This is a genomic window from Pseudomonas sp. B12(2026), from assembly GCF_057767015.1.
The window spans coordinates 4273789-4299294 of record NZ_CM173430.1 but is presented as its reverse complement, the minus strand read 5'-3'; the positions used below and the strand labels follow the sequence as shown (position 1 = coordinate 4299294).

The following is a 25506-nucleotide window of genomic DNA, read 5'->3' as shown; positions in this document are numbered from 1 at the left end:
TGCTCAGTTGCGGATCTTGGCCGTGATGAAGGCTTGCAGGTCGGACAGGGCGACGTTCTGCGACTCGGCGTCACGGCGGCCCTTGTACTCCAGGGCGCCTTCTTCCAGGCCGCGCTCGCTGACCACGATGCGGTGCGGAATGCCGATCAGTTCCATGTCGGCGAACTTCACCCCGGGGCTGGTCTTCTTGTCGCGGTCGTCCAGCAGCACCTCGAAGCCGGCGGCGGTGAGGTCCGCGTAGAGCTTGTCGGTGGCGGCGCGCACGGCTTCGTTCTCGTACTTCATCGGCACGATGGCGATCTGGAAGGGCGCCAGGGCGGCCGGCCAGAGGATGCCGCGCTCGTCATAGTTCTGCTCGATGGCGGCGGCGACCACGCGGGACACACCGATGCCGTAGCAGCCCATGATCAGGGTGACCGGCTTGCCGTTCTCGCCCAGCACGCTGAGGTTCATCGCCTCGCTGTACTTGGTGCCGAGCTGGAAGATGTGGCCGACTTCGATGCCGCGGCGGATCACCAGGGTGCCCTTGCCATCCGGGCTCGGGTCGCCCGCCACGACGTTGCGCAGGTCGGCGACTTCCGGTAGCGGCAGGTCGCGTTCCCAGTTCACGCCGAAGTAGTGCTTGTCGTCGACGTTGGCGCCGGCGGCGAAGTCGCTCATCAGGGCCACGGAGCGGTCGATGAGGCAGGGCAGCGGCAGGTTCAGCGGGCCGAGGGAGCCGGGCGCGGCGCCGATCGCGGCCTTGATGTCCGCTTCGCTGGCCATCTGCAGCGGGCTGGCCACCAGCGGATGGTTGCCGGCCTTGATTTCGTTGAGCTCGTGGTCGCCGCGGACGATCAGGGCGATCAGCTTGCCTTCCTCGGCGGCGTGCACCACCAGGGTCTTGATGGTCTTCTCGATCGGCAGGCCGAACTTCTCAACCAGGGCGGCGATGGTCTTGGTCTCGGGAGTGTCGACCAGGCGCAGCACTTCGCTGGCGGCGCCGCGCGCGGACTCGCGGGGCAGCGCTTCGGCCTTCTCGATGTTGGCCGCATAGTCGGAGCTGTCGCTGAAGACGATGTCGTCTTCGCCGGAGTTGGCCAGCACGTGGAATTCGTGGGAGCCGCTGCCGCCGATGGAGCCGTTGTCCGCCTGCACCGGGCGGAACTCCAGGCCCAGGCGGGTGAAGACCTTGCAGTAGGCGCCGTACATGACGTCGTAGGTCTGCTGCAGCGAGTCCTGGCTGGTGTGGAAGGAGTAGGCGTCCTTCATGATGAACTCGCGGCCGCGCATCAGGCCGAAGCGCGGACGGATCTCGTCACGGAACTTGGTCTGGATCTGGTACATGTTGATCGGCAGCTGCTTGTAGCTGTTCAGCTCGTTGCGCGCCAGATCGGTGATGACTTCCTCATGGGTCGGGCCGACGCAGAATTCGCGCTCATGGCGGTCCTTCAGGCGCAGCAACTCGGGGCCGTACTGCTGCCAGCGTCCGGACTCCTGCCACAGTTCGGCGGGCTGGATGGCGGGCATCAGCACTTCCAGGGCGCCGGCGGCGTTCATTTCTTCGCGGACGATGGTCTCGACCTTGCGCAGTACCCGCAGCCCCATTGGCAGCCAGGTGTACAGGCCCGACGCCAGTTTGCGGATCATGCCGGCGCGCAGCAGCAACTGGTGGCTGATGACGACCGCATCGGAAGGGGTTTCTTTCAGGGTGGAAAGCAGGTACTGACTGGTACGCATCTTTGGCCGTTATATCGGTTGCGAAGGGAAGTATAGGTTGGGCATTGTACGGTGCAGGTCTGGCTGCGTACAGGGCGCGGCCGTGGAGATGGAGGAGTGGCGTGAGTCGTTTGAGTGCAGCCCAGCTACAGGCGTTCATCCGGAGCGGATTGCCCATGGCGGATGATATGGACTTCCGCATCGATGCGCTGGAGGGGCGCAGCGCCTTTGCGCGAATTCCCTTCCACGGCAAGCTGGTGCGCCCGGGCGGCACGGTGTCGGGACCGACCATCATGGCGCTGGCGGATGCGGCCATGTATGCGGTGATTCTGGCTCAGTTGGATAACGTCGAGATGGCTGTTACTTCCAACCTCAATATCAACTTTCTCAGCAAGCCGAAGCCGGAAGACCTGCTGGCGGAGGCAAAGATATTGAAGCTGGGTCGCCGGCAGGTAGTGTGCGAGGTGTCCGTCTATTCCGTGAGCAACCAGCAGGAGTTGGTAGCCCATGTAACGGGGACCTATGTATTGCCGATGTAACGGATACGTTCGAAGTTGTAGGTAAGTGTGCAATAAAAAAGCCCGGCCGAAGCCGGGCTTTTCATTACCTGCGGTTCGCCCTGTATTACAGAACGGACAGCGGGTAGTCGATGATCAGACGGAATTCGTCGATATCGCCTTCGGCCTGGTCTGTGTTGGCACGGTGCCAGGCTTGACGGATGCGGAAGGACAGGTCCTTCGCCGGGCCGCTTTGTACTACGTACTTGGCTTCGACGTTGGTCTCGTGGTGCTTGCCGTCTTCGCCATAACCATAGGCGGCGTAGGGGCTGGTCGGATCGATCTTGGTACCGTCGATGTCTTCGCCATGTACGTAACGGGTCATGAAGGTCAGGCCGGGTACGCCGTACTCGGCCATGCTCAGGTCGTAGCGAGCCTGCCAGGATTTTTCACCCGGGCCGTTGAAGTCGGAGTACTGGATGGAGTTGGCGAGGAAGATCGAGTCGCCACCTGCGTTGTTGTCACCGATGCCGATGTAGTCGAACGGAGTGTTGCCGTTCACTTTCTGGAAGGCCAGGGTCAGGGTGTGCGCCTTCAGGAAGGAGTAGGCGGCGGCCAGCGAGTAGGTGTTGTTGCTGATGTCGCCCAGCTTGGAACTGCCCGAATCGCGGGTGTTGTAGTAGTTGGCGTCGAAGCCCAGGGACTGGTCGTCAGCGATCGGCAGGGTGTAGTTCAGGTTGACGTAGTACTGGTCCCACAGGTCTTCAACCTGGGCGCCGTACAGCTGTGCGCTGAACTGATCGTTGAATTGGTACTTGCCGCCAACGAAGTCGGCGGAGTTGGCGGTAACGCCACCGTATTGCGACCAAATCTCGCCATCACGGTTGGTGGTGTCCTGGCCGGTACCGGAGTAGTAGTGACCGCCTTCGAGGTCCAGGCCGTCAATTTCGCTGCTCATCAGCGCGATACCGCTGGCGGTTTGCGGCAGCAGGCGGGTGCCGCCTACAGCGAATACCGGGGCGGTGGGCTGCATGTCACCGACTTTCAGTTCGGTCTTGGAGATGCGGACCTTGACGGCTGCGCCGGCTTTGCCGAAGTCATCGGCCTTCTCGCCGTTGTCGTGAACCGGCAGGTTACCGGTGCCACCGTAACCGCTGCCACCGTCGAGTTTCAGGCCCAGGTAGCCGAAGGCGTCAACGCCGAAGCCTACAACGCCTTGAGTGAAGCCGGAGTTGTAGTTGGCCCAGAAGCCCTGGGTCCAATCGCGGGCGTCGGTGGCGCCATCTTTCTTGTTGCGATTGAAGTAGTAGTTGCGAACCAGGAAGTTCAGGCTGCTGTCTTCGACAAAGCCTTTGGATTCAGCCTGATTGCCTACGAAGGGTTCGGCCATTGCCAGTTGCGTGGTGCCTGCAGCTACCGCCAGGGCGATGGCGCTCCACTTCATCACTTTCATTGTGATTGCTCCTTTGGTTTTGAAATTATCTGCCATCACAGTGCCGCGGTGACGGCTCATTCTTTTTGTCGGCGCTAACTTATAGCACGCGTGTTCTCTTGGCGATAGTTGCCCAATTAATCACGCGAAAACTTTACGGGGCTGTCGCAAACCTGCATGAACTATGTCGCATTCAGGCAGATTCAATGTTGCAAAAAGAGATTGCTCCCCGGTTTGCAGTCTTTGTTGGTCGCGTCAGCCGGTGTGGTTCGGTTCTCCAATTGACCACTTTCGGGTTCCCTTCGTCGCGCCGCACGTAGCGGGCGCGGCGGTCATGTCCTTGCCCTCCGTCCTCTGGTTAGCAACAAGCGTGCACAAATGCTCCCTTGTTGCTTCGCATCGCCGGGCTTGCGGCGCGATGACGCATTTCACGGGTTCTTTGGTGGATTTGCAATAAAGAGCATGTGCCAGCGTCGTTTTCAGAATTGTGTCGTGTTGGTGGGTTTAACGATTTTTCTGCGCCGTTCAATGCTCTTGGTCGTGAGATCGGTGTTTGGCGCTCGTTGTCGGAATTCGCCGCGGCGTGTCATGCACGCTCCCGGTGCCGGGCGGTGGCTGCATGCCCCGGAGAGGTGCGAACGTATTCGCTGGCTGGCCGCTCTAGTATCCTGCGCACCCTTCGGCCCCTGGCGGGGCTAGTCTTATCAATGCGTTCGTCGAACAGGAGATGTAGTTATGTTCGCCCTGGATTCCCGCCTGAAGCAGGACACCGTCCCGGTGGGGGATTTTCCGTTGAGCAGTCTGCTGCTGATGAATGACTCGCAGTATCCATGGTTCATCCTGGTGCCCCGACGCGAGGATGTGAGTGAGCTGTTCCAGCTCGATCCCGACGATCAGCAGCAACTCTGGAGGGAGGCCACGCAACTGGCGGAAACCCTCAAGGACACCTTCTGCGCCGACAAGATGAACGTCGCCAATCTCGGCAATGTCGTCTGTCAGTTGCATGTCCATGTGATCGTGCGCCGCCGCAACGATGCGGCCTGGCCGGGCCCGGTATGGGGACGCCATCCGGCGGTGCCTTACAGTGCCGAGGAGCTTGCCCGCCTGCGCGAGAAGCTGCGCATGGTGCTGGGTGACGAGTTCCGCTTTGTGCAGGAGTGAGTGATGGAACTGGAGGATCGGGTTGCGGACCTGGAGAGCCGGCTGGCCTTCCAGGATGACGCGTTGCAGACCTTGAGCGACGTGGTCTACGAGCAGGAGCGGGTGATCGAGCGTCTGCGTCTGCAGATGCAGGCGCTGCTCAAGCGTCTGGAGGATCTGCAGGGGCAGGTTGGCGTGGCGGACGATGAGGTGCCGCCACCGCACTATTGAGCCGATAAAAGGCTGAGCCAATAGAAAGCTGAACCGGTAAAGACCGAGTCAATAAAAAGCCCGCCAATCGGCGGGCTTTTTATTGGAGCGTTCAGCGCCGGTTGGGCAGGGCTGCGATCACGTCCTCGGCCTGGAGGCCCTTGTCGCGCTGGACGATGGAGAACTCCACGCGCTGCCCTTCGATCAGGATGCGGTGGCCCTCGCCGCGGATGGCGCGGAAGTGCACGAAGATGTCTTCCCCGGTATCGCGGGAAATGAAACCGAAACCCTTGGAAGTGTTGAACCACTTCACTGTGCCGGTTTCGCGGTTCTCGTCGCTGGTCGGCGCGGCGGCCGGGGTGCGGGACCTGTTCAGACTGGCGGCCCATTGCAGGACCGCGGCGGCAGCCAGGCTCAGCAGTGGCAGCACAACGGCCGGCTGCTCGCCGATGAAGGGCAATGGGGCGAGGAGGATCAGCACTTGCAGTACGACGGCCAGGACCACCAGGGCGGTGGACAGGCTTTGCAGTGCGGCGGGCTGCCTGAGGCCGCTGTTCGGGGCGAGCAGCAGGCTGGTCAGGCCGAGCAGTGCGAGGTAGACGGCATCGCTTTGTTGCAGGTAGGGCAGGGCATCGTTGCGCAAACTGGGAACGAACGACAGCACGAGTGCTGCGACGCCCGTCAGGAGATGGACGATCTTCAACATGGCTACGGATTCACCTTGAACGGGTAACGAAGAAGTAGCTGTCCGACGATGCAGCGCTGAAGGAAAGTATGAAAGCGTGTCGGACGGCCTATGCGCGAAACGCACGGCGGTATTTAACCGCAATCCGTTTGCCTTCTCAAATCAACCGCTTAGGCCTCTCCTGGGGAAGGGAAGGCCCGCTCTATCGCGGGCTTCCTTAATAAAGGAGAGTTATTCGGCGAGCAGGCTGCGGAGCATCCAGGCAGTCTTTTCATGGACCTGCATGCGCTGGGTCAGCAGGTCGGCGGTGGGTTCGTCGTTGACCTTGTCCAGCAGGGGGAAGAGGTTGCGGGCGGTGCGCACCACGGCTTCCTGCCCCTGTACCAGCAGGCGGATCATTTCCCTGGCATCCGGTACGCCTTCCTCTTCCTTGATCGAGGACAGGCGAGCGTAGGCGGCGTAGGTTCCCGGTGCGGGGAAGCCCAGTGCGCGAATGCGCTCGGCGATGCTGTCCACGGCCAGCGCCAGTTCGGTGTATTGCCCCTCGAACATCAGGTGCAGGGTATTGAACATCGGCCCGGTGACGTTCCAGTGGAAGTTGTGGGTCTTCAGGTAAAGGGTGTAGGTGTCGGCCAGCAGTCGGGACAGGCCGTCGGCAATGGCGGCCCGGTCCTGCTCGGCGATTCCGATGTTGATTTCCATGGCGACCTCCTTGGGTGCGGTTCAGCTGTCGATTCGATTCTTGCGGGTCAGGCTAGCATCGATGAGTTTGTGGAGCTCTTGGCTTGTGTCAAGGTGATCGATAGGTTTGGTCTATCACCCTGTCGCGACGGCGAAGGCTGCGGCGGCTCACAGAGGGGCGGCTGCAACCCTTGGTTTTTTCAGGCTATAATCCCGCCTTTGCCGCGGGACGCGGGCCCGTGGCGCTGTCTCAGCCAAGGTGTCCGATGCCGATTTACGAATACCAGTGCCAATCCTGCGCACATCAGCTGGAAGCCATTCAGAAGTTCAGCGATGCGCCGTTGGTCGATTGCCCGGCCTGCAAGGCTCCCGAATTGAAGAAGATGCTGTCGGCGCCGGGCTTCCGCCTGGGGGGCGGCGGCTGGTACGAGACCGACTTCAAGACCGGGGCGAAGAAGAATCTGGCCTCCGGCGATACTCCTGCGGCCTGTCCGGCCACCGGTTGCGGTGGTGGCGGCTGCTCCGCCAGCGAATGAGCGGTTCCACAGAATCCAAGACTTGCGAGAAGCGAAACACACCATGATGCGCAGCCACTATTGCGGCCAATTGAACGAGAGCCTGGACGGCCAGGAAGTCACGCTTTGCGGTTGGGTGCACCGCCGTCGCGACCACGGCGGGGTGATCTTCCTCGATATTCGTGACCGCGAGGGTCTGGCCCAGGTCGTGTTCGACCCGGACCGCGCGGAAACCTTCGCCAAGGCCGACCGTGTGCGCAGCGAATACGTGGTGAAGGTCACCGGCAAGGTGCGCATGCGTCCGGAAGGCGCGCGCAACGCCAACATGGCCTCCGGCGCCATCGAAGTGCTGGGTTACGAGCTGGAAGTGCTGAACCAGGCCGAGACTCCGCCGTTCCCGCTGGACGAATATTCCGACGTGGGCGAGGAAACCCGCCTGCGCTATCGCTTCATCGACCTGCGCCGCCCGGAAATGGCCGCCAAGCTGAAGCTGCGCGCGCGCATCACCAGCAGCATCCGCCGCTACCTGGACGAGAATGGTTTCCTCGACGTGGAAACCCCGATCCTCGGTCGTCCGACTCCGGAAGGCGCACGGGACTACCTGGTCCCGAGCCGCACCTACCCGGGTCACTTCTTCGCCCTGCCGCAGTCGCCCCAGCTGTTCAAGCAGCTGCTGATGGTGGCCGGCTTCGATCGCTACTACCAGATCGCCAAGTGCTTCCGCGACGAAGACCTGCGTGCCGACCGCCAGCCGGAATTCACCCAGATCGACATCGAGACCAGCTTCCTGGACGAAAGCGACATCATCGGGATCACCGAGAAGATGGTGCGCCAGCTGTTCAAGGAAGTGCTGGATGTCGAGTTCGACGAATTCCCGCACATGCCCTTCGAAGAAGCCATGCGCCGCTATGGTTCGGACAAGCCGGACCTGCGCATCCCGCTGGAGCTGGTCGACGTCGCCGACCAGCTGAAGGAAGTGGAATTCAAGGTCTTCTCCGGCCCGGCCAACGATCCGAAGGGCCGCGTCGCCGCCCTGCGCGTACCGGGCGCCGCCTCCATGCCGCGCAGCCAGATCGACGACTACACCAAGTTCGTCGGCATCTACGGCGCCAAGGGCCTGGCCTACATCAAGGTCAACGAACGCGCCAAGGGCGTGGAAGGCTTGCAGTCGCCGATCGTCAAGTTCATCCCGGAAGCCAACCTGAACGTGATCCTCGATCGCGTCGGCGCGGTCGACGGCGACATCGTGTTCTTCGGCGCCGACAAGGCCAAGATCGTCTGCGACGCCCTGGGCGCGCTGCGTATCAAGGTCGGCCATGACCTCAACCTGCTCACCAGGGAGTGGGCGCCGATGTGGGTCGTGGACTTCCCGATGTTCGAAGAGAACGACGACGGCAGCCTGACTTCGCTGCACCACCCCTTCACCTCGCCCAAGTGCACCCCGGCGGAGCTGGAGGCCAACCCGGCCGTGGCCCTGTCCCGTGCCTACGACATGGTGCTCAACGGCACCGAGCTGGGCGGCGGCTCCATCCGTATCCACGACAAGTCCATGCAGCAGGCGGTGTTCCGCGTGCTGGGCATCGACGATGCGGAGCAGGAAGAGAAGTTCGGCTTCCTCCTCGACGCCCTCAAGTACGGCGCGCCGCCGCACGGTGGCCTGGCCTTCGGCCTGGACCGCCTGGTGATGCTGATGACCGGCGCGGCCTCGATCCGTGAAGTCATCGCCTTCCCGAAAACCCAGAGCGCCGGCGACGTCATGACCCAGGCGCCGGGCACCGTGGATGGCAAGGCGCTGCGCGAGCTGCACATCCGCCTGCGCGAGCAGCAGAAGGCCGCCGAGTAAGTCGATTCAACCCGCAACGCTGCCCGCCGCCGGGCGGCGCATGCCGAAACAAGCGATACGGAGTCAGTTATGGCTGGTCATTCCAAATGGGCCAACATCAAGCACCGCAAGGAACGTCAGGACGCCAAGAAGGGCAAGATCTTCACCAAGCTCATCCGTGAGCTGACCGTCGCCGCCAAGCAGGGCGGCGGCGTCCCGGCGGACAACCCGCGTCTGCGCCTGGCCGTGGACAAGGCGCTGACCGCCAACATGACCCGCGACACCATCGATCGCGCCATCGCCCGCGGCGTGGGCTCCGGCGAAGCGGACAACATGGCAGAGCTGACCTACGAAGGTTACGCGCCCAGCGGCGTGGCGATCATCGTCGAGGCCATGACCGACAACCGCAACCGCACCGCGGCCGAAGTGCGCCACGCCTTCAGCAAGTGCGGCGGCAACCTGGGTACCGATGGTTCGGTGGCCTACATGTTCGAGCGCAAGGGCCAGATCAGCTACGCGCCGGGCGTGAACGAGGAAGCCCTGATGGACGCCGCGCTGGAAGCCGGCGCCGACGACGTGGTGGTCAACGACGATGGCTCCATCGACGTGTTCACCAGCTTCGCCGACTTCATCTCGGTCAACGAGGCGCTGACCGAAGCCGGCTTCAAGGGTGAGGACGCGGAGATCGCCATGATCCCGTCGACCACTGCGCCCCTGGACCTGGAAACCGCGCAGAAGGTGCTCAAGCTGATCGACATGCTGGAGGACCTGGACGACGTGCAGAACGTCTACTCCAATGCGGATATCCCGGACGAGGTGATGGCCCAACTGGGCTGATCCCACCACCGGCGATGCTTCGAAGCCGGAAGCGGGAGTGGTCGGATGCGGCATCTCCCGCTTCCGGTTTTTGGTATCTGGCGTTGGCCTGCAAGGCGTGATCGGACGGACATGACCCTGATTCTCGGCATTGACCCAGGCTCACGGATTACCGGCTTCGGCGTGGTGCGCGACACCGGCCGGGGCTGCGAATACGTGGCGTCGGGGTGCATCCGCACCGGCAATGGCGAGCTGCATGAACGCCTGCAGATCGTCTTCCGCGGCGTGCGCGAGGTCATCCAGACCTACAGGCCGACCATGATGGGCATCGAGCAGGTGTTCATGGCGCGCAACGCCGACTCGGCGCTGAAGCTCGGGCAGGCGCGCGGCGCGGCCATCGTCGCGGCGGCGGAAGAGGGGCTGCTGATCGCCGAGTACACCGCCAGCCAGGTCAAGCAGGCCATCGCCGGCACCGGCGGCGCGGACAAGCAGCAGGTGCAGATGATGGTCATGCACCTGCTCAAGCTGGTGCAGAAACCGCAGATCGATGCCTCCGACGCCCTGGCCATCGCCCTGTGCCACGCGCATACCCGGCAGAGCCTGGTGCCGCACGGGCTGGTGGGTGCGCGCCGACGCGGCGGCCGCCTGCGCCTGTGATCCCGAATCTAGCAACTAAGGACGCTTACCTGTGATTGGACGCCTGCGTGGCACCCTGGCGGAAAAACAGCCGCCGCACCTGATCGTCGATGTGAACGGGCTGGGCTACGAGCTCGAAGTACCGATGACCACGCTCTATCGTCTGCCCGGCGTCGGCGAGCCGGTGACGCTGCATACGCACCTGGTGGTGCGCGAGGATGCGCACCTGCTCTATGGCTTCGCCGAGAAGCGCGAGCGCGAGCTGTTCCGCGAGCTGATCCGCCTCAACGGGGTGGGGCCGAAACTCGCTCTTGCACTGATGTCGGGTCTGGAAGTCGATGAGCTGGTACGCTGCGTCCAGGCGCAGGATACTTCCACCCTGGTGAAGATTCCGGGGGTGGGCAAGAAGACCGCCGAGCGCCTGCTGGTCGAACTCAAGGATCGTTTCAAGGCCTGGGAAAATATTCCGTCGATCGCGCCGCTGGTGGTGGAACCCAAGCGGGTCGCGGCAGTCTCAAGCGCCGAATCCGATGCCGTCAGCGCGCTGATCGCGCTGGGCTTCAAGCCGCAGGAGGCGAGCCGCGCAGTGGCCGCCGTGCAGGAGGAAGGTCTGTCCAGCGAAGAACTCATCCGCCGCTCGTTGAAAGGCATGGTCTAGGTAGACATCGATGATCGAAGCTGATCGCCTGATTTCCTCTGTATCCGGCCGCGACCGCGAAGAGCAGTTCGACCGTGCCATCCGTCCCCTGAAGCTGGCCGACTACATCGGCCAGCCGGTGGTGCGCGAGCAGATGGAACTGTTCATCCAGGCGGCCAGGGGGCGCAGCGAGGCGCTCGATCACACCCTGATCTTCGGTCCGCCCGGTCTGGGCAAGACCACCCTGGCGAACATCATCGCGCAGGAAATGGGCGTCTCGATCAAGAGCACTTCCGGCCCGGTGCTGGAGCGTCCGGGCGATCTGGCGGCGCTGCTGACCAACCTCGAACCCAACGATGTGCTGTTCGTCGACGAGATCCACCGGCTGTCACCGATCGTCGAGGAAGTGCTGTACCCGGCGATGGAAGACTTCCAGCTGGACATCATGATCGGCGAAGGGCCGGCGGCCCGCTCGATCAAGCTGGACCTGCCGCCGTTCACCCTGGTGGGCGCGACGACCCGGGCCGGGATGCTGACCAACCCGCTGCGTGACCGCTTCGGCATCGTCCAGCGCCTGGAGTTCTACGGTGTGGACGACCTCTCCACCATCGTCAGCCGTTCCGCCGGCATCCTCGGGCTGGAAATCGAGCCGGCGGGCGCCTACGAGATCGCCCGGCGGGCGCGGGGCACGCCGCGGATCGCCAACCGCCTGTTGCGCCGGGTGCGCGACTTCGCCGAGGTGCGTGGCACCGGGCATATCAGCAGCGACATCGCCGACAAGGCGCTGAACCTGCTGGACGTTGACGAGCGGGGCTTCGACCACCAGGATCGCCGCCTGCTGCTGACCATGATCGACAAGTTCGACGGCGGGCCGGTGGGAATCGACAACCTGGCGGCGGCCATCAGCGAAGAAAGGCACACGATCGAAGACGTGCTGGAGCCCTATCTGATCCAGCAAGGCTATATCATGCGCACGCCGCGGGGACGTGTGGTGACCCGGCATGCGTACCTGCATTTCGGACTGAATGTGCCGAAGCGGATGGGGGAGGGAGCAGCATCGGATCTGTTTGCTCCTGAAGATGGTAATTAATTGCATTTGTAGGCGATTGCCGATTGGCAAAGCCCTGACTTGGTTCTAGAGTATGCGCGCGCAACACGGGGGTCAGCCGTTCCAGCAGCGTTATCGGGTCTATTACGAAGACACCGATGCCGGCGGCATCGTCTACTACGTCAACTACCTCAAGTTCATGGAGCGGGCTCGTACCGAGCGGCTGCGTGACCTGGGCTTCGCCCAGTCGCAGCTGGCGGGAGAGAACCTGCTTTTCGTCGTTCATTCGGCAGAGGCGCGCTATCACGCGCCGGCCCGTCTGGACGACGAGCTGCTCGTCAGTGCCGAGGTGGAGGAGTTGAACCGCGCGAGCCTGAAGTTTCGTCAACAGGTTCGGCGGGCGTCGGATTCGACCTTGCTCTGCGAGGGGCGATTCCTGGTGGCGTGCGTGCGGGCGGACAACCTGAAGCCCCGCGCTATCCCAGATGTGTTGCGCGCGGCATTTGCCGGCAGTCCGGACACCCTTTCAGCAGGAGATTAACGTGGAACCGAACGTCGTCGACCATACTTCCATGTGGAGCTTGATCAGTAACGCCAGCCTTGTGGTACAGCTGGTCATGCTGACCCTGGTGGCCGCATCGGTCACTTCCTGGATCATGATTTTCCAGCGCAGCAACATGATGCGCTCGGCGAAGAAGGCCCTGGAAACCTTCGAAGAACGCTTCTGGTCGGGCATCGACCTGTCCAAGCTCTACCGCCAGGCCGGCAGCAACCCCGATCCGGATTCCGGCGTCGAGCAGATATTCCGCGCCGGCTTCAAGGAATTCTCCCGTCTGCGCCAGCAGGCCGGCGTCGATCCGGATGCGGTGATGGAGGGCGTTTCCCGCGCCATGCGAGTCGCCATCTCCCGTGAGGAAGAGAAGCTGGAAACCAGCCTGCCGTTCCTCGCCACCGTCGGTTCCACCAGCCCGTACATCGGCCTGTTCGGCACCGTATGGGGCATCATGAACTCCTTCCGCGGCCTGGCCGCCGTGCAGCAGGCAACCCTCGCCACCGTGGCGCCGGGCATCGCCGAAGCGCTGATCGCCACCGCCATCGGCCTGTTCGCCGCGATTCCCGCAGTCATAGCCTACAACCGCTTCGCCGCTCGCTCGGAAACCCTGATCGGCCGTTACTACACCTTCGCCGACGAGTTCCAGGCCATCCTGCACCGCAAAGTGCACACCAGCGACGATTGAAGACGACGTAAGAGGTAAGCCGATATGGCAAGGGTTCGTCACAAGCGCAAGCCGGTCGCCGAAATGAACGTGGTGCCCTACATCGACGTGATGTTGGTGCTGCTGGTGATTTTCATGGTGACCGCGCCGATGCTCAACCAGGGGGTCAAGGTCGACCTGCCCAAGGTTTCCAGCGAGGCGCTGCCGCAGGACAACGATTCGCGCGTCCTCACCATCTCCATCAAGGCCGACAAGACCTACTACTGGAACATGGGGGCCGAGGTCGATCCGGATCAGGGCAAGGGCAGCCAGACTGCCGTGTCCCTCGATCAGCTGGTCGGCGCTGCCACTGGCATCCTGGCCGAGAACAGCCGCCAGGGTAAGAAGGTCCAGGTCTTCGTCCGGGGCGACAAGGCGGTCGACTACGGTTCGGTCATGGCCGTCATGGGCGGCCTGCAGAAAGCCGGTGTCGGTAACGTCGGTCTGATTACCGAGGCGCCGGGGACTTGATGCACCAGCTCGAGCGCTCTCCTTCGGAAAGCTATTTCTGGCCGATCGTCCTGGCCGTAGCCCTGCACGTCCTGATCTTCGCCATGCTCTTCGTCAGTTGGGCCATGGCGCCTGAACTGCCGCCTTCGCGGCCGATCGTTCAGGCCACCCTGTACCAGCTGAAATCCAAGAGCCAGGCGACCCAGCAGACCAACCAGAAGATTGCCGGCGAAGCCAAGAAAACGGCGGCGCGGCAATACGAGCAGGAGCAGCTCGAGCAGAAGAAGGCCGAGCAGGAGGCCGTCGCTGCTGCCAAGGCCGAGGAACAAAAGAAGGCCGACGCAGCTCAAAAGGCCGCTGAAGCCAAGAAAGAGGCCGATGCCAAGAAGGCCGCCGATGCCGCCGCGGCCAAGAAGGAGGCCGCGGCGAAGGCCGCTGCAGAGAAGCAGCAGGCGGACATCGCCAAGAAGAAGGCCGAGGAAGAAGCCAAGAAGCAGGCCGCCGAGGACGCCAAGAAAAAGGCGGCCGAAGAGGCCAAGAAGCAGGCTGCCGAGGACGCGAAGAAGAAAGCCGCTGCAGACGAGGCCAAGAAGAAGGCCGCCGCGGTGGAAGCAGCCAAGAAGAAGGCGGCTGCGGCTGCAGCCCGAAAGGCACAGGAAGACAAGAAGGCCCAGGCGCTGGCCGAGTTGCTGTCGGACACTCCGCAGCGGCAGCAGGCCTTGGCTGACGAGCAGGGCAACGAAGTGGCCGGCAGCCTCGACGATCTGATCGTCAAGCTGGTGAGCGAGCAATGGAACCGCCCGCCATCGGCGCGTAACGGAATGAGCGTAGAGGTGCTGATCCAGATGTTGCCGGATGGCACCATCACCAACGCCAGCGTGACCCGCTCGAGTGGCGACAAGCCGTTCGATGCCTCCGCGGTGGCGGCGGTGCGTAACGTCGGCCGGGTTCCCGAGATGCAACAACTGGATCGTGCGACCTTTGACCAGCTCTACCGTCAGCGCCGCATCGTCTTCAAACCGGAGGATTTAAGTCTGTGAGTACCCTGATTCGCTTCGCGCTGTTCGCCCTGGCCCTGGTGGCCGGCGTGGCGCAGGCCGCCGACCCGTTGGTGATCTCCAGCGGTCGCGACTCGGCCGTCCCGATTGCCGTGGTCCCGTTCGGCTGGCAGGGCGGCAACGTGCTGCCCGAGGACATGTCCAGCGTCATCGGCAACGACCTGCGCAACTCCGGCTACTTCGAACCGACCCCGCGGCAGAACATGATCAGCCAGCCGGCCCAGGCCAGCGAGGTGATCTACCGTGACTGGCAGGCGCTCGGCGCGCAGTACGTGCTGATCGGCAACATCGTGCCGGCCGGCGGCCGCCTGCAGATCCAGTACGGCCTGTTCAACGTGGCGACCCAGCAGCAGGTCCTGACCGGCAGCGTGGGCGGCACCACCGACCAGTTGCGCGACATGGCGCACTACATCGCCGACCAGTCCTTCGAGAAGCTCACCGGCATCAAGGGCGCGTTCTCCACCCGGCTGCTCTACGTGACCGCCGAACGCTTCTCCGTGGACAACACCCGCTACACCCTGCAGCGCTCCGACTATGACGGCGCGCGCCCGGTGACCCTGCTGCAGTCCCGCGAGCCGATCCTGTCGCCGCGCTTCTCGCCCGATGGCCGCCGCATCGCCTATGTCTCCTTCGAGCAGAAGCGTCCGCGCATCTTCATGCAGTACGTCGACACCGGCCGCCGCGAGCAGATCTCCAACTTCGAAGGCCTCAACGGCGCCCCGGCCTTCTCGCCGGACGGCAACCGCCTGGCCTTCGTGCTGTCGCGCGACGGCAACCCGGAGGTCTACGTGATGGACCTGGGCAGCCGCCAGCTGCGCCGCCTGACCAACAACCAGGCAATCGACACCGAACCCTTCTGGGGCAAGGACGGCTCGACCCTGTACTTCACCTCGGACCGTGGCGGCAAGCCGCAGATCTACAAGATGAACGTGAACTCGGGCGCCACCGATCGTGTGACTTTCATTGGCAACTACAACGCCAACCCGAAACTTTCCGCGGATGAGAAAACGCTGGTAATGGTTCACCGCCAGGACGGTTTCACCAACTTCCAGATCGCGGCGCAGGACCTTCAGCGCGGCAATCTGCGCGTGCTCTCCAACACCACTCTGGACGACTCGCCCACTGTTGCGCCCAATGGCACGATGCTAATATACGCCACCCGCCAGCAGGACCGGGGCGTACTGATGCTCGTCAGCATCAATGGACGCGTTCGGTTGCCGATTCCCACCGCTCAGGGCGATGTGCGCGAGCCTTCCTGGTCCCCTTACCTGAACTGACGGTCGCCAACTGCTTCAAACTTATACACTGGGGTTCATTAGGAGTTACATGATGGAAATGCTGAAATTCGGCAAATTTGCCGCGCTTGCTCTGGCCATGGCTGTTGCCGTTGGCTGTTCCTCCAAGGGCGGCGACGCTTCCGGCGAAGGCGCCAATGGCGGCGTTGACCCGAACGCTGGCTACGGCGCAAACAGCGGTGCCGTTGACGGCTCCCTGAGCGACGAAGCCGCTCTGCGCGCTATCACCACCTTCTACTTCGAGTACGACAGCTCCGACCTGAAGCCGGAAGCCATGCGCGCTCTGGACGTACACGCCAAGGACCTGAAGTCCTCCGGTCAGCGCGTTGTCCTGGAAGGCCACACTGACGAGCGCGGTACCCGCGAGTACAACATGGCTCTGGGCGAGCGTCGTGCCAAGGCCGTTCAGCGTTACCTGGTTCTGCAGGGCGTTTCCCCGGCTCAGCTGGAACTGGTCTCCTACGGTAAAGAGCGTCCGGTTGCCACTGGCCACGACGAGCAGTCCTGGGCCCAGAACCGTCGCGTTGAGCTGAAGAAGTAAGACGTGATGCCGATGCGCCTGCGTTTTCTGACCTTGATCGCATGCGGCCTGCCCCTCCTGGCGGCGGCCGCGGTTCCGGTACAGGACGGCACTGATGGCGGTTACGCCAGCACGCCGCCCTCGGGTTATGGCACCGCAGGCGCTGAGGGCGCCTATGCCGGAGGCGGGATGACTAGTCAGCCCGTCTCCGGTCAGGCTCAGCTGTTCATGCAGCTGCAGCAGATGCAGGAAGAAATGTCCCGTCTGCGCGGCATGCTCGAAGAGCAGCAGAACCAGATCCAACAGATGAAGCAGGAAAACCTGGAGCGCTACCAGGACCTCGACAGCCGCATCTCCAGCGGCGCGGGTGCCGGCGCAGCCGGTGCTGCCCAACAGAATTCCCCCGCTGCCGGCGCCAGTGCCGCAGGTGCCGGCGCAGCCGCCGCACAGCAGCCCGCCGCCAGCAGCGAGCCGGGCGACCCGGCAAAAGAGAAGCTCTACTACGACGCCGCCTTCGACCTGATCAAGGCCAAGGACTTCGACAAGGCCAGCCAGGCCTTCGGCGCCTTCCTGCGCAAGTACCCCAACAGCCAGTACGCCGGCAACGCGCAGTACTGGCTCGGCGAAGTGAACCTCGCCAAGGGCGACCTGCAGGGCGCCGGCCAGGCCTTCGCCCGTGTCAGCCAGGCCTACCCGAGCAGCGCCAAGGTGCCGGACTCGCTGTACAAGCTGGCCGACGTCGAGCGTCGCCTGGGCAACAGCGACAAGGCCCGCGGCATCCTGCAGCAGGTGATCGCCCAGTATCCGGGCAGCTCCGCCGCGCAGCTGGCCCAGCGCGACCTGAAGAACCTCAAGTAAGGCATCGCCCAGCAGTCCGAAAGCCCGCGCCCGTCGCGGGCTTTTTCGTTAGAATCCCCGCCCTCCGGAAGCGCCCGCGGTTTCAGCTCGGCTGATGTCTGCGGCGCTCCGGGATATGCCGAGCGCGTCACCGCGCTCCTGACTCCAACGCAACGGAGGCGGATGGCCTGTATCGCCGTCACGCCCGTGGCTGATATGCAACAGACCCTGCGAATCACCGAGATTTTCTACTCGTTGCAGGGGGAAACGCGCACCACCGGCTTGCCGACGGTGTTCGTACGCCTGACCGGCTGTCCCCTGCGCTGCCAGTACTGCGATACCGCCTACGCCTTCAGCGGTGGCGAGATCCTGTCCCTCGACGCCATCCTTGACCAGGTCGCCGGCTACAAGCCGCGCTACGTTTGCGTCACCGGTGGTGAGCCGCTGGCCCAGCCCAACTGCATCCCGCTGCTGCAGCGTCTCTGCGACGCCGGCTACGACGTGTCGCTGGAAACCAGCGGTGCCCTGGATATCTCCGCCACCGACCGCCGCGTCAGCCGCGTGCTGGACCTGAAGACGCCGGGCTCCGGCGAAGTGGCGCGCAATCGCTACGCGAACATCGGCGAGCTGACGTCCAACGATCAGGTGAAGTTCGTCATCTGCTCGCGCGAGGACTACGACTGGGCGGTATCCAAGCTCATCGAGTACCGCCTGGAACGGCGTGCCGGCGAGGTGCTGTTCTCGCCCAGCCACGGCCAGGTGGATGCCCGCGCGCTGGCCGAGTGGATCGTCGACGACAACCTGCCGGTGCGTCTGCAACTGCAACTGCACAAGATTCTCTGGAACGACGAGCCGGGCCACTGAGCGCGGAGGAGACCTGATTTATGCGCGACAAGAAAGCCATGAACGACAAGAAGGCCGTGATCCTGCTTTCCGGCGGCCTGGACTCCGCGACCGTGGTCGCAATGGCCAAAGCCCAGGGTTATGACTGCTACAGCATGAGCTTCGACTACGGCCAGCGTCATCGTTCCGAGCTGCACGCGGCCGAGCGCGTCGCGCGCCAGCTGGGCGTCATCGAGCACAAGGTGATCGGCCTGAACCTGAACGGTATCGGCGGCTCGGCACTGACCGATAGCAGCATCGATGTGCCGGAAGCGCCGGGCGAGGGCATTCCGGTGACCTATGTGCCGGCGCGCAATACCGTATTCCTCTCGCTGGCCCTGGGCTGGGCGGAAGTGCTGGGCGCGCGGGACATCTTCATCGGTGTGAACGCGGTGGACTACTCCGGCTACCCGGATTGCCGCCCGGAGTTCGTCGAGGCCTTCGAGCGCATGGCCAACCTGGCCACCAAGGCCGGCGTGGAAGGCGAGGGCTTCCGCATCCAGGCGCCGCTGCAGTTCCTCTCCAAGGCGCAGATCATCCAGGCGGGAATCGCGCAGGGCGTGGATTACAGCCTGACCGTATCCTGCTATCAGGCCGATGATGACGGGCGCGCGTGCGGCAAGTGCGACAGCTGCCGGCTGCGCGCCGAGGGCTTCCGTGCGGCCGGAATTGCAGACCCGACGCGATATTTTTAAAAAAAGTTTTCGAGGGGTGTTGTTTTTGCGTTAGAAATCAGTATTATACGCCTCGCGTTGGGTCGTTAGCTCAGTCGGTAGAGCAGTTGGCTTTTAACCAATTGGTCGTAGGTTCGAATCCCACACGACCCACCAACACATCTGCAAAAGCCCCGTGATCGAAAGGTCACGGGGCTTTTGCCATGTGCCGGAAAAAGTCCGCCATACGGCCGCGCGCGCCGCGTCGCGGGAAAGGCGGTGGTGATAGAATCGTCGGCATAATCAGAGCCGTGCCTGTCGAGGTTTCCACACGATGTCCCAGATTTCCGAACGCCTGCTGGTTCAGGCTCACCTGGCTGCCAAGCAGCCGCGGGTGCTGAGCGCGCAGGAAGAGGCCGATTACCGTGCCGCCATCGCTGCCGAGCTCAAGGCGCAGAACGCCGTGCTGGTCGCGCATTACTACTGCGACCCGGTGATCCAGGCGCTGGCCGAGGAAACCGGCGGCTGCGTTTCCGATTCGCTGGAAATGGCCCGCTTCGGCAACCAGCATCCGGCGCAGACCGTGGTGGTCGCCGGCGTTCGCTTCATGGGCGAGACCGCCAAGATCCTCAACCCCGAGAAGCGCGTGCTGATGCCGACCCTGGAGGCGACCTGCTCGCTGGACCTGGGCTGCCCGGTGGACGAGTTCTCGGCGTTCTGCGATCAGCATCCGGAGCGCACCGTGGTGGTCTATGCGAACACCTCGGCGGCGGTGAAGGCGCGGGCGGACTGGGTGGTGACCTCCAGCTGCGCGGTGGAGATCGTCGAGCACCTGATGGACAACGGCGAGCCGATCCTCTGGGCGCCGGACCAGCACCTGGGGCGCTACATCCAGCGCGAGACCGGCGCGGACATGCTGCTCTGGGACGGCGCCTGCATCGTCCACGAGGAGTTCAAGGCCAAGCAGCTGGAAGACCTCAAGGCGCTCTATCCGGACGCGGCGATCCTGGTGCATCCGGAGTCGCCCGAGGCAGTGGTCGAGCTGGCCGATGCGGTGGGTTCCACCAGCCAGCTGATCAAGGCGGCGCAGACGCTGCCGAACAAGCGCTTCATCGTCGCCACCGACCGCGGCATCTTCTACAAGATGCAGCAGCTGTGCCCGGAGAAGGAGTTCATCGAGGCCCCCACCGCCGGCAACGGCGCGACGTGCCGCAGCTGCGCGCACTGCCCGTGGATGGCGATGAATACCCTGGAGCGCACCCTGGCGTGCCTGAAGGAGGGCAGTGGCGAGATATTCGTCGACCCGGCGCTGATTCCCAAGGCCATCAAGCCGCTCAAGCGCATGCTCGACTTCACCCAGGCGGCCAGGCTGAAGCTGGCGGGCAACGCCTGATCCATGGTTGAAACAAAAAAGGCCCGGTATTGCACCGGGCCTTTTCTTTGGCGCTTTTCGTAGGCGAGCTTGCTCGCGAATCGCCCAGCACCGTAGTGGCCGGTAAACCGTTCGCGAGCAAGCTCGCTCCTACAGGGGCAGTCTCAGCGGCCCATCATTTCCTTCAGCAGGCGCTCCTGCTCGCGGAACTCCTGCTGGCGCGCATCCAGGCGCGCGGCCAGGGTGAAGTTGCCGCCGGCGCGGCGCTTGGCGAAGTCCAGTTGCTCGATGGCGTGCTTGTAGTCGCCGGTGAGCGCGTCGTACTCCGCGCGGGCCTGGTACACGCCGATGGCGTTGCCGCTGAGGGTGCAGGCGTCCGCCAGGCGGCTCCAGACATCCGGGTCCAGCGGGCGCTTCTGCGACAGCTTGAACAGCGTCTTCTCCGCCTCGGCGGCGCGGTTGGTCTTCATCATCAGGTCGGCCTGGGCCTGGATCAGCGGGTAACTCTCCGGGTACTGGCCGAGCAGGCGCTGCACCCGCGCCTGGGCATCGGGGAGTTTGTTGGCGGTGATGTCCAGGTCGACCATGGCCAGGTTGTAGCTGATGTCGTTGGGCGCCTCGGCCAGCAATTGCTGGAGAGCGCTGCGGGCATCGTTCAACTGGCCCATGCGGATCTGCGAGAGCGCCAGGCCGTAGCGCGCCGCGTCGTTCTTCGGATCGTCGTTGAGCACCGCGCGGAAGCGCTTGCCGGCCATGCCGGGGGTTTCTTCGAAGATCAGCTGCACGCGGGCGCGCATCAGTTCGTAGCGCAGTGAGTCTTCCTTGCCGCCCGTGGGGAACTGTTCGGCGCGGTTGCGGGTGTCGGCGATGCGTGAATCGGTGACCGGGTGGGTCAGCAGGAACTCCGGCGGTTTGCCCTCGTAGCGGTACTGGCGGGCCAGGCGCTCGAACATGTTCGGCATGGAGCGCGGGTCGTAGCCGGCGCGCGCCATGGTGGCGATGCCGACACGGTCGGCTTCCTGTTCGTTCTGCCGGGAGAAGCGCAACTGGTTCTGGATCGCCGCGGCCTGGGTCGAGGCGATCGCAGCGATGCCGGCGTCACCGGCACCGGCCGCGGCGGCGACGATGCCGGCCAGCATGGCCGCCATCACCGGCACCTGCATGCGCTGCTGGGCCTCGATGCCGCGAGCGAAGTGGCGCTGGCTCAGGTGGCTGAGTTCGTGGGCCAGTACGGCGATGTATTCGCCCTCGGTCTGCGCATAGAAGAACAGGCCGCCGTTGATGCCGATGACGCCGCCGGGCGCGGCGAAGGCGTTGATCTGCTTGTCGCGGATCAGGATGAATGCCAGGCGGTGGTCCTGCAGTTCGCTGGATTCGGCCAGGCGATAGACGGTGGCCTCGACGTAGTCCTTGAGCTGCGGGTCGTTGAGCGTGTCGACCTGGCTGCGCAACATGCTCAGCCAAGCGCGGCCAAGCTGGAACTCCTGCTCCGGGGAGACGACGGACGAGCTGGCGTCGCCCAGGGACGGCAGGTCGTCCGACATCGCGGGTGTCGCCAGGGCGCAGGCGATGCAGAGCAGGGCGGGGCGCAGTGCTTTCATGTACACGGGGCTCGTTCCGGGAAAGGCTCTACTTTAGCCGTACGGCATTGCCGATGCCTAGGTCGCGCGGTGCAACGGTGGCGCAAAGCTATGTCGCCATTTTGCCTGTGGCCTGGGTCCCAGGCCGCGAGGCTGGTGGGCTGGTCCGGGGCGGAGGAGGTAGCGGGTCCTGGTTACTTTTCCAAGGCTTTCGGTATTCTTGAGGGCCATTCCCGGAGTTCGTTTCGATGTCTGATTCCAAACCGCCCGTCCCCGCCTGTGACGCGGAGCTGGATGCCAGCGGTCTCAATTGTCCGCTGCCCCTGCTCAAGGCCAAGCTCGAGCTGAACCGCCTGCCCAGTGGCGCGGTGCTCAAGGTGATCGCCACCGATGCCGGGTCGCAACGGGATTTCCGCGCCTTCGCCGAGCTCGCCGGGCATTCGCTGCTGCGTGAAGAGGTCGAGGCCGGCGTCTACCGCTACTGGCTGCGCAAGAAGTAGCCACTCAGGTTTCCGGGTGACCGGAACGCTAGCCCTTTCGTTTCGCAGGTCTTTCCATGCTCAAGGTTTTGCAGGACTGGATGCAGCGCTATTTCTCCGACGAGGAGGCGATAGTGCTGGCGGTCATTCTGGTGCTGGGGTTCACCGTCATCCTGGCGTTCGGCGGGATGCTCGCGCCGGTGCTGGCGGCGATGGTGATCGCCTTCCTGATCCAGGGCATGGTGGGCGTGCTGGAGCGCCTGCGCATGCCGCATCTGTTCGCGGTCTGGCTGGTCTATTCGCTGTTCCTGGGGCTGCTCGCGGTGTTCCTGCTGGTGCTGGTGCCGCTGGTCTGGAAGCAGCTGTTCACCCTGCTCAACGAGCTGCCGCGCATGCTTGGCGAGTGGCAGGCGACGCTGCTGATGCTGCCCGAGCGCTACCCGGGCATGGTCACCGAGGAGCAGGTGCTGCGCACCGTCGAGGCGGCGCGCGACGAGCTGGGCCGGCTCGGCCAGTGGGCGCTGACCTTCTCGCTGTCCGGGCTGCCGGTACTGGTCAACGTGATGATCTACCTGGTGCTGGTGCCGATCCTGGTGTTCTTCTTCCTCAAGGACCGCCGCCGCTTCTATCTCTGGTTCCACCGCTACCTGCCGCGCGAGCGTGGCCTGATGAAGCAGGTGTGGAAGGAGATGAACCAGCAGATCGCCAACTACATCCGCGGCAAGGTCATCGAGATTTTCATCACCGGCGTGACGACCTACATCGCCTTCGTGGTACTGGGGCTGGACTACGCGGCGCTGCTCGCCCTGCTGGTCGGCCTGTCGGTGGTGGTGCCCTACATCGGCGCGGTGGTGGTGACCGTGCCGGTGGCGCTGATCGCGCTGTTCCAGTGGGGCTGGAGCGACCAGTTCCTCTATCTGATGGCGGTGCACGCGATCATCCAGGCGCTGGACGGCAACGTGCTGGTGCCGCTGCTGTTTTCCGAGGCGGTCAACCTGCATCCGGTGGCGATCATCTGCGCCGTGCTGCTGTTCGGCGGCATGTGGGGCTTCTGGGGGGTATTCTTCGCCATTCCGCTGGCGACGCTGGTGAAAGCGGTGCTGGATGCCTGGCCCCGGCACCCGGAGCTGGAGCGACAGGTCAGTCCGCTGATGTGACACGGTCAAAGAAAAAGCCCCGCAGTGCGGGGCTTTTTTCATGGTCCGGCGGGTCAGGCCTTGTTCAGCGCCTGGGCCGCGGCGAGCACGGCGTCGACGTGGCCGGGCACTTTCACGCCGCGCCATTCCTGGCGCAGCACGCCCTTGGCGTCGATCAGGAAGGTGCTGCGGTCCACGCCCATGTATTCCTTGCCGTAGAGCTTCTTCAGCTTGATCACGTCGAACAGCTGGCAGATGGCCTCATCCTTGTCGCTGATCAGCTCGAAGGGGAAGCACTGCTTGGCCTTGAAGTTCTCGTGGGACTTGATGCCGTCGCGGGACACGCCGAAGACCACGGTGTTGGCCTTGGCGAAATCCTCGATCCGGTCGCGGAAGCCTTGCCCTTCGGTGGTGCAGCCGGGGGTGCTGTCCTTGGGGTAGAAGTACAGCACGACCTGCTGGCCCTTCAGCGCCGACAGGCGAAAGTCGACACCGCTGGTGGCCTGGGCCTGGAAATCGGCGACGGCTTTGTTCAGTTCAACGGCCATGGGGCTCTCCTTAAGGGTGCTGCGGGCGCCAGGGCTCGATCAGCGCGTCCAGGTTCAGGGCGTCGGCGAAGTCGAGGAACTGGTCGCGCAACCAGCTGATCTGGGTGCCGGCCGGTAGGGTCACGGTGATGGTGGCGTTGAGCATGCTGGTATTGGTGTGCGGCGCCTGGTAGGTGTCGCAGGTGAGGTTCTCCAGCTCGATGTGGTGATCGATGAAGAACTGGCACAGCTCGTTGAGGATATCCGGGCGATACACCGCGCTGACGTAGGCCACGTAGGGCAGCGCCTGGGCGCGGGTGACGTGGGCGTTGCTGCGGGTGACGCTGAGGGTGAAGCCATGACGCTTGGCCAGCGCCGGCAGGCCGCCGTCCAGGCGGGCCAGTGCGTCCCAGCTGCCGGCGACCTGCAGGACCAGCGCGCTGAACTCGCCGTGGCGGGTCAAGCGGCTGCTGATCACCGAGCAACGGTTATCGACGCAGGTGCGGCACAGCACGCTGGTCAGCTCCATCGGGTTCGGGCCCAGCGCGCTGATCAGAAGAAATTGTTCACGAGGGTGAGAGGTGGACATGCAGCTTTCCTGGGAATGGCGGCCAGCGGGCCGCATCGACAAAGGAAGAAGGGTAGCGAAAAGCGCCGATGAGGGGAATGTCTGGACGCTCGCGGGACGCTGCTGTCAGCTTGTGCGTGGCCGGTGGCGACAGTACCATTACGGCTTTCTTTTTCCGGCAGGAGCGGTTGCATGATTGCGGGCAGTATGGTGGCGCTGGTCACCCCCTTCGATGCTCAGGGTCGACTGGATTGGGACAGCCTCGCGAAGCTGGTGGACTTCCACCTGCAGGAAGGCACCAACGCCATCGTTGCGATCGGCACCACGGGTGAATCGGCCACGCTGGACGTGAGCGAGCACCTGGAAGTGATCCGTCGCGTGGTCGACCAGGTCAATGGCCGCATCCCGGTGATCGCCGGTACCGGCGCCAACTCCACCCGCGAAGCGGTCGAGCTGACCGAGGCCGCCAAGAGCGGCGGCGCCGACGCCTGCCTGCTGGTGACCCCGTACTACAACAAGCCGACCCAGGAAGGCCTGTACCAGCACTTCCGCCATATCGCCGAAGCCGTGGCCATCCCGCAGATCCTCTACAACGTCCCGGGCCGCACCGCCTGCGACATGCTGCCGGAGACCGTCGAGCGCCTGTCCAAGGTGCCGAACATCATCGGCATCAAGGAAGCCACCGGCGACCTGCAGCGCGGCAAGGAAGTGCTCGACCGCGTCGGCCGGGACTTCCTGGTCTATTCCGGCGACGACGCCACCGCCGTCGAACTGATGCTGATGGGCGGCAAGGGCAACATCTCGGTGACCGCCAACGTCGCTCCGCGCGCCATGAGCGACCTGTGCGCCGCCGCCATGCGTGGCGATGCCGCCGAGGCCCGTGCCATCAACGACCGCCTGATGCCGCTGCACAAGGCCCTGTTCATCGAATCCAACCCGATTCCGGTGAAGTTCGCCCTGCATGAAATGGGTCTGATCCCCGAAGGCATCCGCCTGCCCCTGACCTGGCTCAGCCCGCGTTGCCACGAACCGCTGCGTCAGGCCATGCGCCAGACCGGCGTGCTGGCTTAAGGAGC

At 64.0% G+C, this 25506-nt stretch carries 29 protein-coding genes and 1 tRNA gene; 23 read left to right on the top strand and 7 right to left on the bottom strand.

Annotation, left to right across the window (positions count from 1 at the left end; all coding sequences use genetic code 11):
* Nucleotides 1–3: 3 nt before the first annotated feature.
* Nucleotides 4–1719 (bottom strand): proline--tRNA ligase, encoded by a 1716-nt coding sequence (locus AC3B6A_RS19925; RefSeq protein WP_488398827.1) that lies wholly within the window; start codon nucleotides 1717–1719, stop codon nucleotides 4–6.
* Nucleotides 1720–1829: 110 nt separating this feature from the next.
* On the opposite strand from AC3B6A_RS19925, the gene AC3B6A_RS19920 reads away from it, so the two are divergent.
* The gene (locus AC3B6A_RS19920; protein WP_488403650.1) at nucleotides 1830–2237 is read left to right on the top strand and encodes a PaaI family thioesterase; all 408 of its coding nucleotides are present in this window, start codon (nucleotides 1830–1832) and stop codon (nucleotides 2235–2237) included.
* Nucleotides 2238–2322: 85 nt separating this feature from the next.
* Here the strand turns inward: AC3B6A_RS19920 and AC3B6A_RS19915 are convergent, their stop codons facing one another.
* Entirely contained in the window at nucleotides 2323–3648 is a 1326-nt protein-coding gene (locus AC3B6A_RS19915; RefSeq protein WP_488398826.1) for an OprD family porin, read from the bottom strand.
* Between the two features lie 714 nt (nucleotides 3649–4362).
* Here AC3B6A_RS19915 and AC3B6A_RS19910 point away from each other — a divergent pair.
* Both AC3B6A_RS19910 and AC3B6A_RS19905 read left to right on the top strand, forming a co-directional pair.
* Nucleotides 4363–4788, top strand: a complete 426-nt coding sequence (locus AC3B6A_RS19910; RefSeq protein ID WP_488398825.1) for an HIT family protein — start codon at nucleotides 4363–4365, stop codon at nucleotides 4786–4788.
* A 3-nt stretch (nucleotides 4789–4791) separates the two neighbouring features.
* Nucleotides 4792–4998, top strand: a complete 207-nt coding sequence (locus tag AC3B6A_RS19905; RefSeq protein WP_488398824.1) for a SlyX family protein — start codon at nucleotides 4792–4794, stop codon at nucleotides 4996–4998.
* Between the two features lie 91 nt (nucleotides 4999–5089).
* On the opposite strand, the gene AC3B6A_RS19900 is transcribed toward AC3B6A_RS19905, so the two are convergent.
* On the bottom strand, nucleotides 5090–5683 hold the full coding sequence (locus AC3B6A_RS19900) for a cold shock domain-containing protein membrane protein (RefSeq protein ID WP_488398823.1): 594 nt from the start codon (nucleotides 5681–5683) through the stop codon (nucleotides 5090–5092).
* 210 nt (nucleotides 5684–5893) lie between these two features.
* Entirely contained in the window at nucleotides 5894–6364 is a 471-nt protein-coding gene (locus tag AC3B6A_RS19895; protein WP_488398822.1) for a Dps family protein, read from the bottom strand.
* 245 nt (nucleotides 6365–6609) lie between these two features.
* On the opposite strand from AC3B6A_RS19895, the gene AC3B6A_RS19890 reads away from it, so the two are divergent.
* The 17 genes from AC3B6A_RS19890 (at nucleotide 6610) to nadA (ending at nucleotide 20161) form a co-directional block, all read left to right on the top strand.
* A complete protein-coding gene (locus AC3B6A_RS19890; RefSeq protein ID WP_275610770.1) occupies nucleotides 6610–6879 on the top strand; it encodes an FmdB family zinc ribbon protein in 270 nt (89 codons plus the stop codon).
* Nucleotides 6880–6922: 43 nt separating this feature from the next.
* Nucleotides 6923–8701, top strand: coding sequence for an aspartate--tRNA ligase (aspS, locus tag AC3B6A_RS19885; protein WP_488398821.1), 1779 nt, complete (start codon nucleotides 6923–6925; stop codon nucleotides 8699–8701).
* Nucleotides 8702–8770: 69 nt separating this feature from the next.
* Nucleotides 8771–9517: a YebC/PmpR family DNA-binding transcriptional regulator gene (locus tag AC3B6A_RS19880; RefSeq protein WP_488398820.1), complete on the top strand. Its 747-nt coding sequence runs from the start codon at nucleotides 8771–8773 to the stop codon at nucleotides 9515–9517.
* Between the two features lie 111 nt (nucleotides 9518–9628).
* Nucleotides 9629–10153, top strand: a complete 525-nt coding sequence (ruvC, locus tag AC3B6A_RS19875; protein WP_488398819.1) for a crossover junction endodeoxyribonuclease RuvC — start codon at nucleotides 9629–9631, stop codon at nucleotides 10151–10153.
* Between the two features lie 31 nt (nucleotides 10154–10184).
* Nucleotides 10185–10790, top strand: a complete 606-nt coding sequence (gene ruvA, locus AC3B6A_RS19870; protein ID WP_488398818.1) for a Holliday junction branch migration protein RuvA — start codon at nucleotides 10185–10187, stop codon at nucleotides 10788–10790.
* 10 nt (nucleotides 10791–10800) lie between these two features.
* Complete coding sequence (gene ruvB / locus AC3B6A_RS19865) at nucleotides 10801–11859, top strand: Holliday junction branch migration DNA helicase RuvB (protein ID WP_488398817.1); 1059 nt, start codon at nucleotides 10801–10803, stop codon at nucleotides 11857–11859.
* 52 nt (nucleotides 11860–11911) lie between these two features.
* Nucleotides 11912–12358: a tol-pal system-associated acyl-CoA thioesterase gene (gene ybgC / locus AC3B6A_RS19860; protein ID WP_192430549.1), complete on the top strand. Its 447-nt coding sequence runs from the start codon at nucleotides 11912–11914 to the stop codon at nucleotides 12356–12358.
* Between the two features lies 1 nt (nucleotide 12359).
* Complete coding sequence (gene tolQ / locus AC3B6A_RS19855; RefSeq protein ID WP_488398816.1) at nucleotides 12360–13055, top strand: protein TolQ; 696 nt, start codon at nucleotides 12360–12362, stop codon at nucleotides 13053–13055.
* Nucleotides 13056–13079: 24 nt separating this feature from the next.
* On the top strand, nucleotides 13080–13544 hold the full coding sequence (tolR, locus tag AC3B6A_RS19850) for a protein TolR (RefSeq protein WP_488398815.1): 465 nt from the start codon (nucleotides 13080–13082) through the stop codon (nucleotides 13542–13544).
* Nucleotides 13541–14563, top strand: coding sequence for a cell envelope integrity protein TolA (gene tolA, locus AC3B6A_RS19845; RefSeq protein ID WP_488398814.1), 1023 nt, complete (start codon nucleotides 13541–13543; stop codon nucleotides 14561–14563). The genes tolR and tolA overlap by 4 nt, the downstream gene beginning before the upstream one ends.
* Complete coding sequence (tolB, locus tag AC3B6A_RS19840) at nucleotides 14560–15858, top strand: Tol-Pal system beta propeller repeat protein TolB (protein ID WP_488398813.1); 1299 nt, start codon at nucleotides 14560–14562, stop codon at nucleotides 15856–15858. Before tolA ends, tolB begins: the two co-directional genes overlap by 4 nt.
* A gap of 52 nt (nucleotides 15859–15910) precedes the next feature.
* Nucleotides 15911–16417, top strand: a complete 507-nt coding sequence (gene pal, locus AC3B6A_RS19835) for a peptidoglycan-associated lipoprotein Pal (protein WP_488398812.1) — start codon at nucleotides 15911–15913, stop codon at nucleotides 16415–16417.
* A 6-nt stretch (nucleotides 16418–16423) separates the two neighbouring features.
* Nucleotides 16424–17254 carry a tol-pal system protein YbgF gene (gene ybgF, locus AC3B6A_RS19830; RefSeq protein WP_488398811.1) on the top strand — a complete coding sequence of 277 codons (831 nt, stop codon included), beginning with the start codon at nucleotides 16424–16426 and terminating at the stop codon, nucleotides 17252–17254.
* A 195-nt stretch (nucleotides 17255–17449) separates the two neighbouring features.
* Nucleotides 17450–18097 carry a 7-carboxy-7-deazaguanine synthase QueE gene (gene queE, locus AC3B6A_RS19825; protein ID WP_488398810.1) on the top strand — a complete coding sequence of 216 codons (648 nt, stop codon included), beginning with the start codon at nucleotides 17450–17452 and terminating at the stop codon, nucleotides 18095–18097.
* A 38-nt stretch (nucleotides 18098–18135) separates the two neighbouring features.
* The gene (gene queC / locus AC3B6A_RS19820) at nucleotides 18136–18810 is read left to right on the top strand and encodes a 7-cyano-7-deazaguanine synthase QueC (RefSeq protein WP_488403648.1); all 675 of its coding nucleotides are present in this window, start codon (nucleotides 18136–18138) and stop codon (nucleotides 18808–18810) included.
* Between the two features lie 59 nt (nucleotides 18811–18869).
* Nucleotides 18870–18945: transfer RNA gene (locus tag AC3B6A_RS19815), tRNA-Lys, on the top strand.
* Between the two features lie 157 nt (nucleotides 18946–19102).
* Nucleotides 19103–20161 carry a quinolinate synthase NadA gene (gene nadA / locus AC3B6A_RS19810; RefSeq protein ID WP_488398809.1) on the top strand — a complete coding sequence of 353 codons (1059 nt, stop codon included), beginning with the start codon at nucleotides 19103–19105 and terminating at the stop codon, nucleotides 20159–20161.
* A gap of 143 nt (nucleotides 20162–20304) precedes the next feature.
* On the opposite strand, the gene AC3B6A_RS19805 is transcribed toward nadA, so the two are convergent.
* The gene (locus tag AC3B6A_RS19805) at nucleotides 20305–21741 is read right to left on the bottom strand and encodes a M48 family metalloprotease (RefSeq protein WP_488398808.1); all 1437 of its coding nucleotides are present in this window, start codon (nucleotides 21739–21741) and stop codon (nucleotides 20305–20307) included.
* 227 nt (nucleotides 21742–21968) lie between these two features.
* Between AC3B6A_RS19805 and AC3B6A_RS19800 the strand changes: the two genes are divergently transcribed.
* A complete protein-coding gene (locus AC3B6A_RS19800) occupies nucleotides 21969–22220 on the top strand; it encodes a sulfurtransferase TusA family protein (protein WP_488398807.1) in 252 nt (83 codons plus the stop codon).
* Nucleotides 22221–22276: 56 nt separating this feature from the next.
* Nucleotides 22277–23356, top strand: a complete 1080-nt coding sequence (locus AC3B6A_RS19795) for an AI-2E family transporter (protein ID WP_488398806.1) — start codon at nucleotides 22277–22279, stop codon at nucleotides 23354–23356.
* A gap of 53 nt (nucleotides 23357–23409) precedes the next feature.
* Here AC3B6A_RS19795 and AC3B6A_RS19790 read toward each other — a convergent pair whose 3' ends face one another.
* Together AC3B6A_RS19790 and AC3B6A_RS19785 are read right to left on the bottom strand one after the other, a co-directional pair.
* Nucleotides 23410–23883, bottom strand: coding sequence for a peroxiredoxin (locus tag AC3B6A_RS19790; RefSeq protein ID WP_488398805.1), 474 nt, complete (start codon nucleotides 23881–23883; stop codon nucleotides 23410–23412).
* A 10-nt stretch (nucleotides 23884–23893) separates the two neighbouring features.
* Nucleotides 23894–24451: a glycine cleavage system transcriptional repressor gene (locus tag AC3B6A_RS19785; protein WP_488398804.1), complete on the bottom strand. Its 558-nt coding sequence runs from the start codon at nucleotides 24449–24451 to the stop codon at nucleotides 23894–23896.
* A gap of 171 nt (nucleotides 24452–24622) precedes the next feature.
* Between AC3B6A_RS19785 and dapA the strand changes: the two genes are divergently transcribed.
* The gene (gene dapA, locus AC3B6A_RS19780; protein ID WP_488398803.1) at nucleotides 24623–25501 is read left to right on the top strand and encodes a 4-hydroxy-tetrahydrodipicolinate synthase; all 879 of its coding nucleotides are present in this window, start codon (nucleotides 24623–24625) and stop codon (nucleotides 25499–25501) included.
* Nucleotides 25502–25506 lie beyond the last annotated feature (5 nt).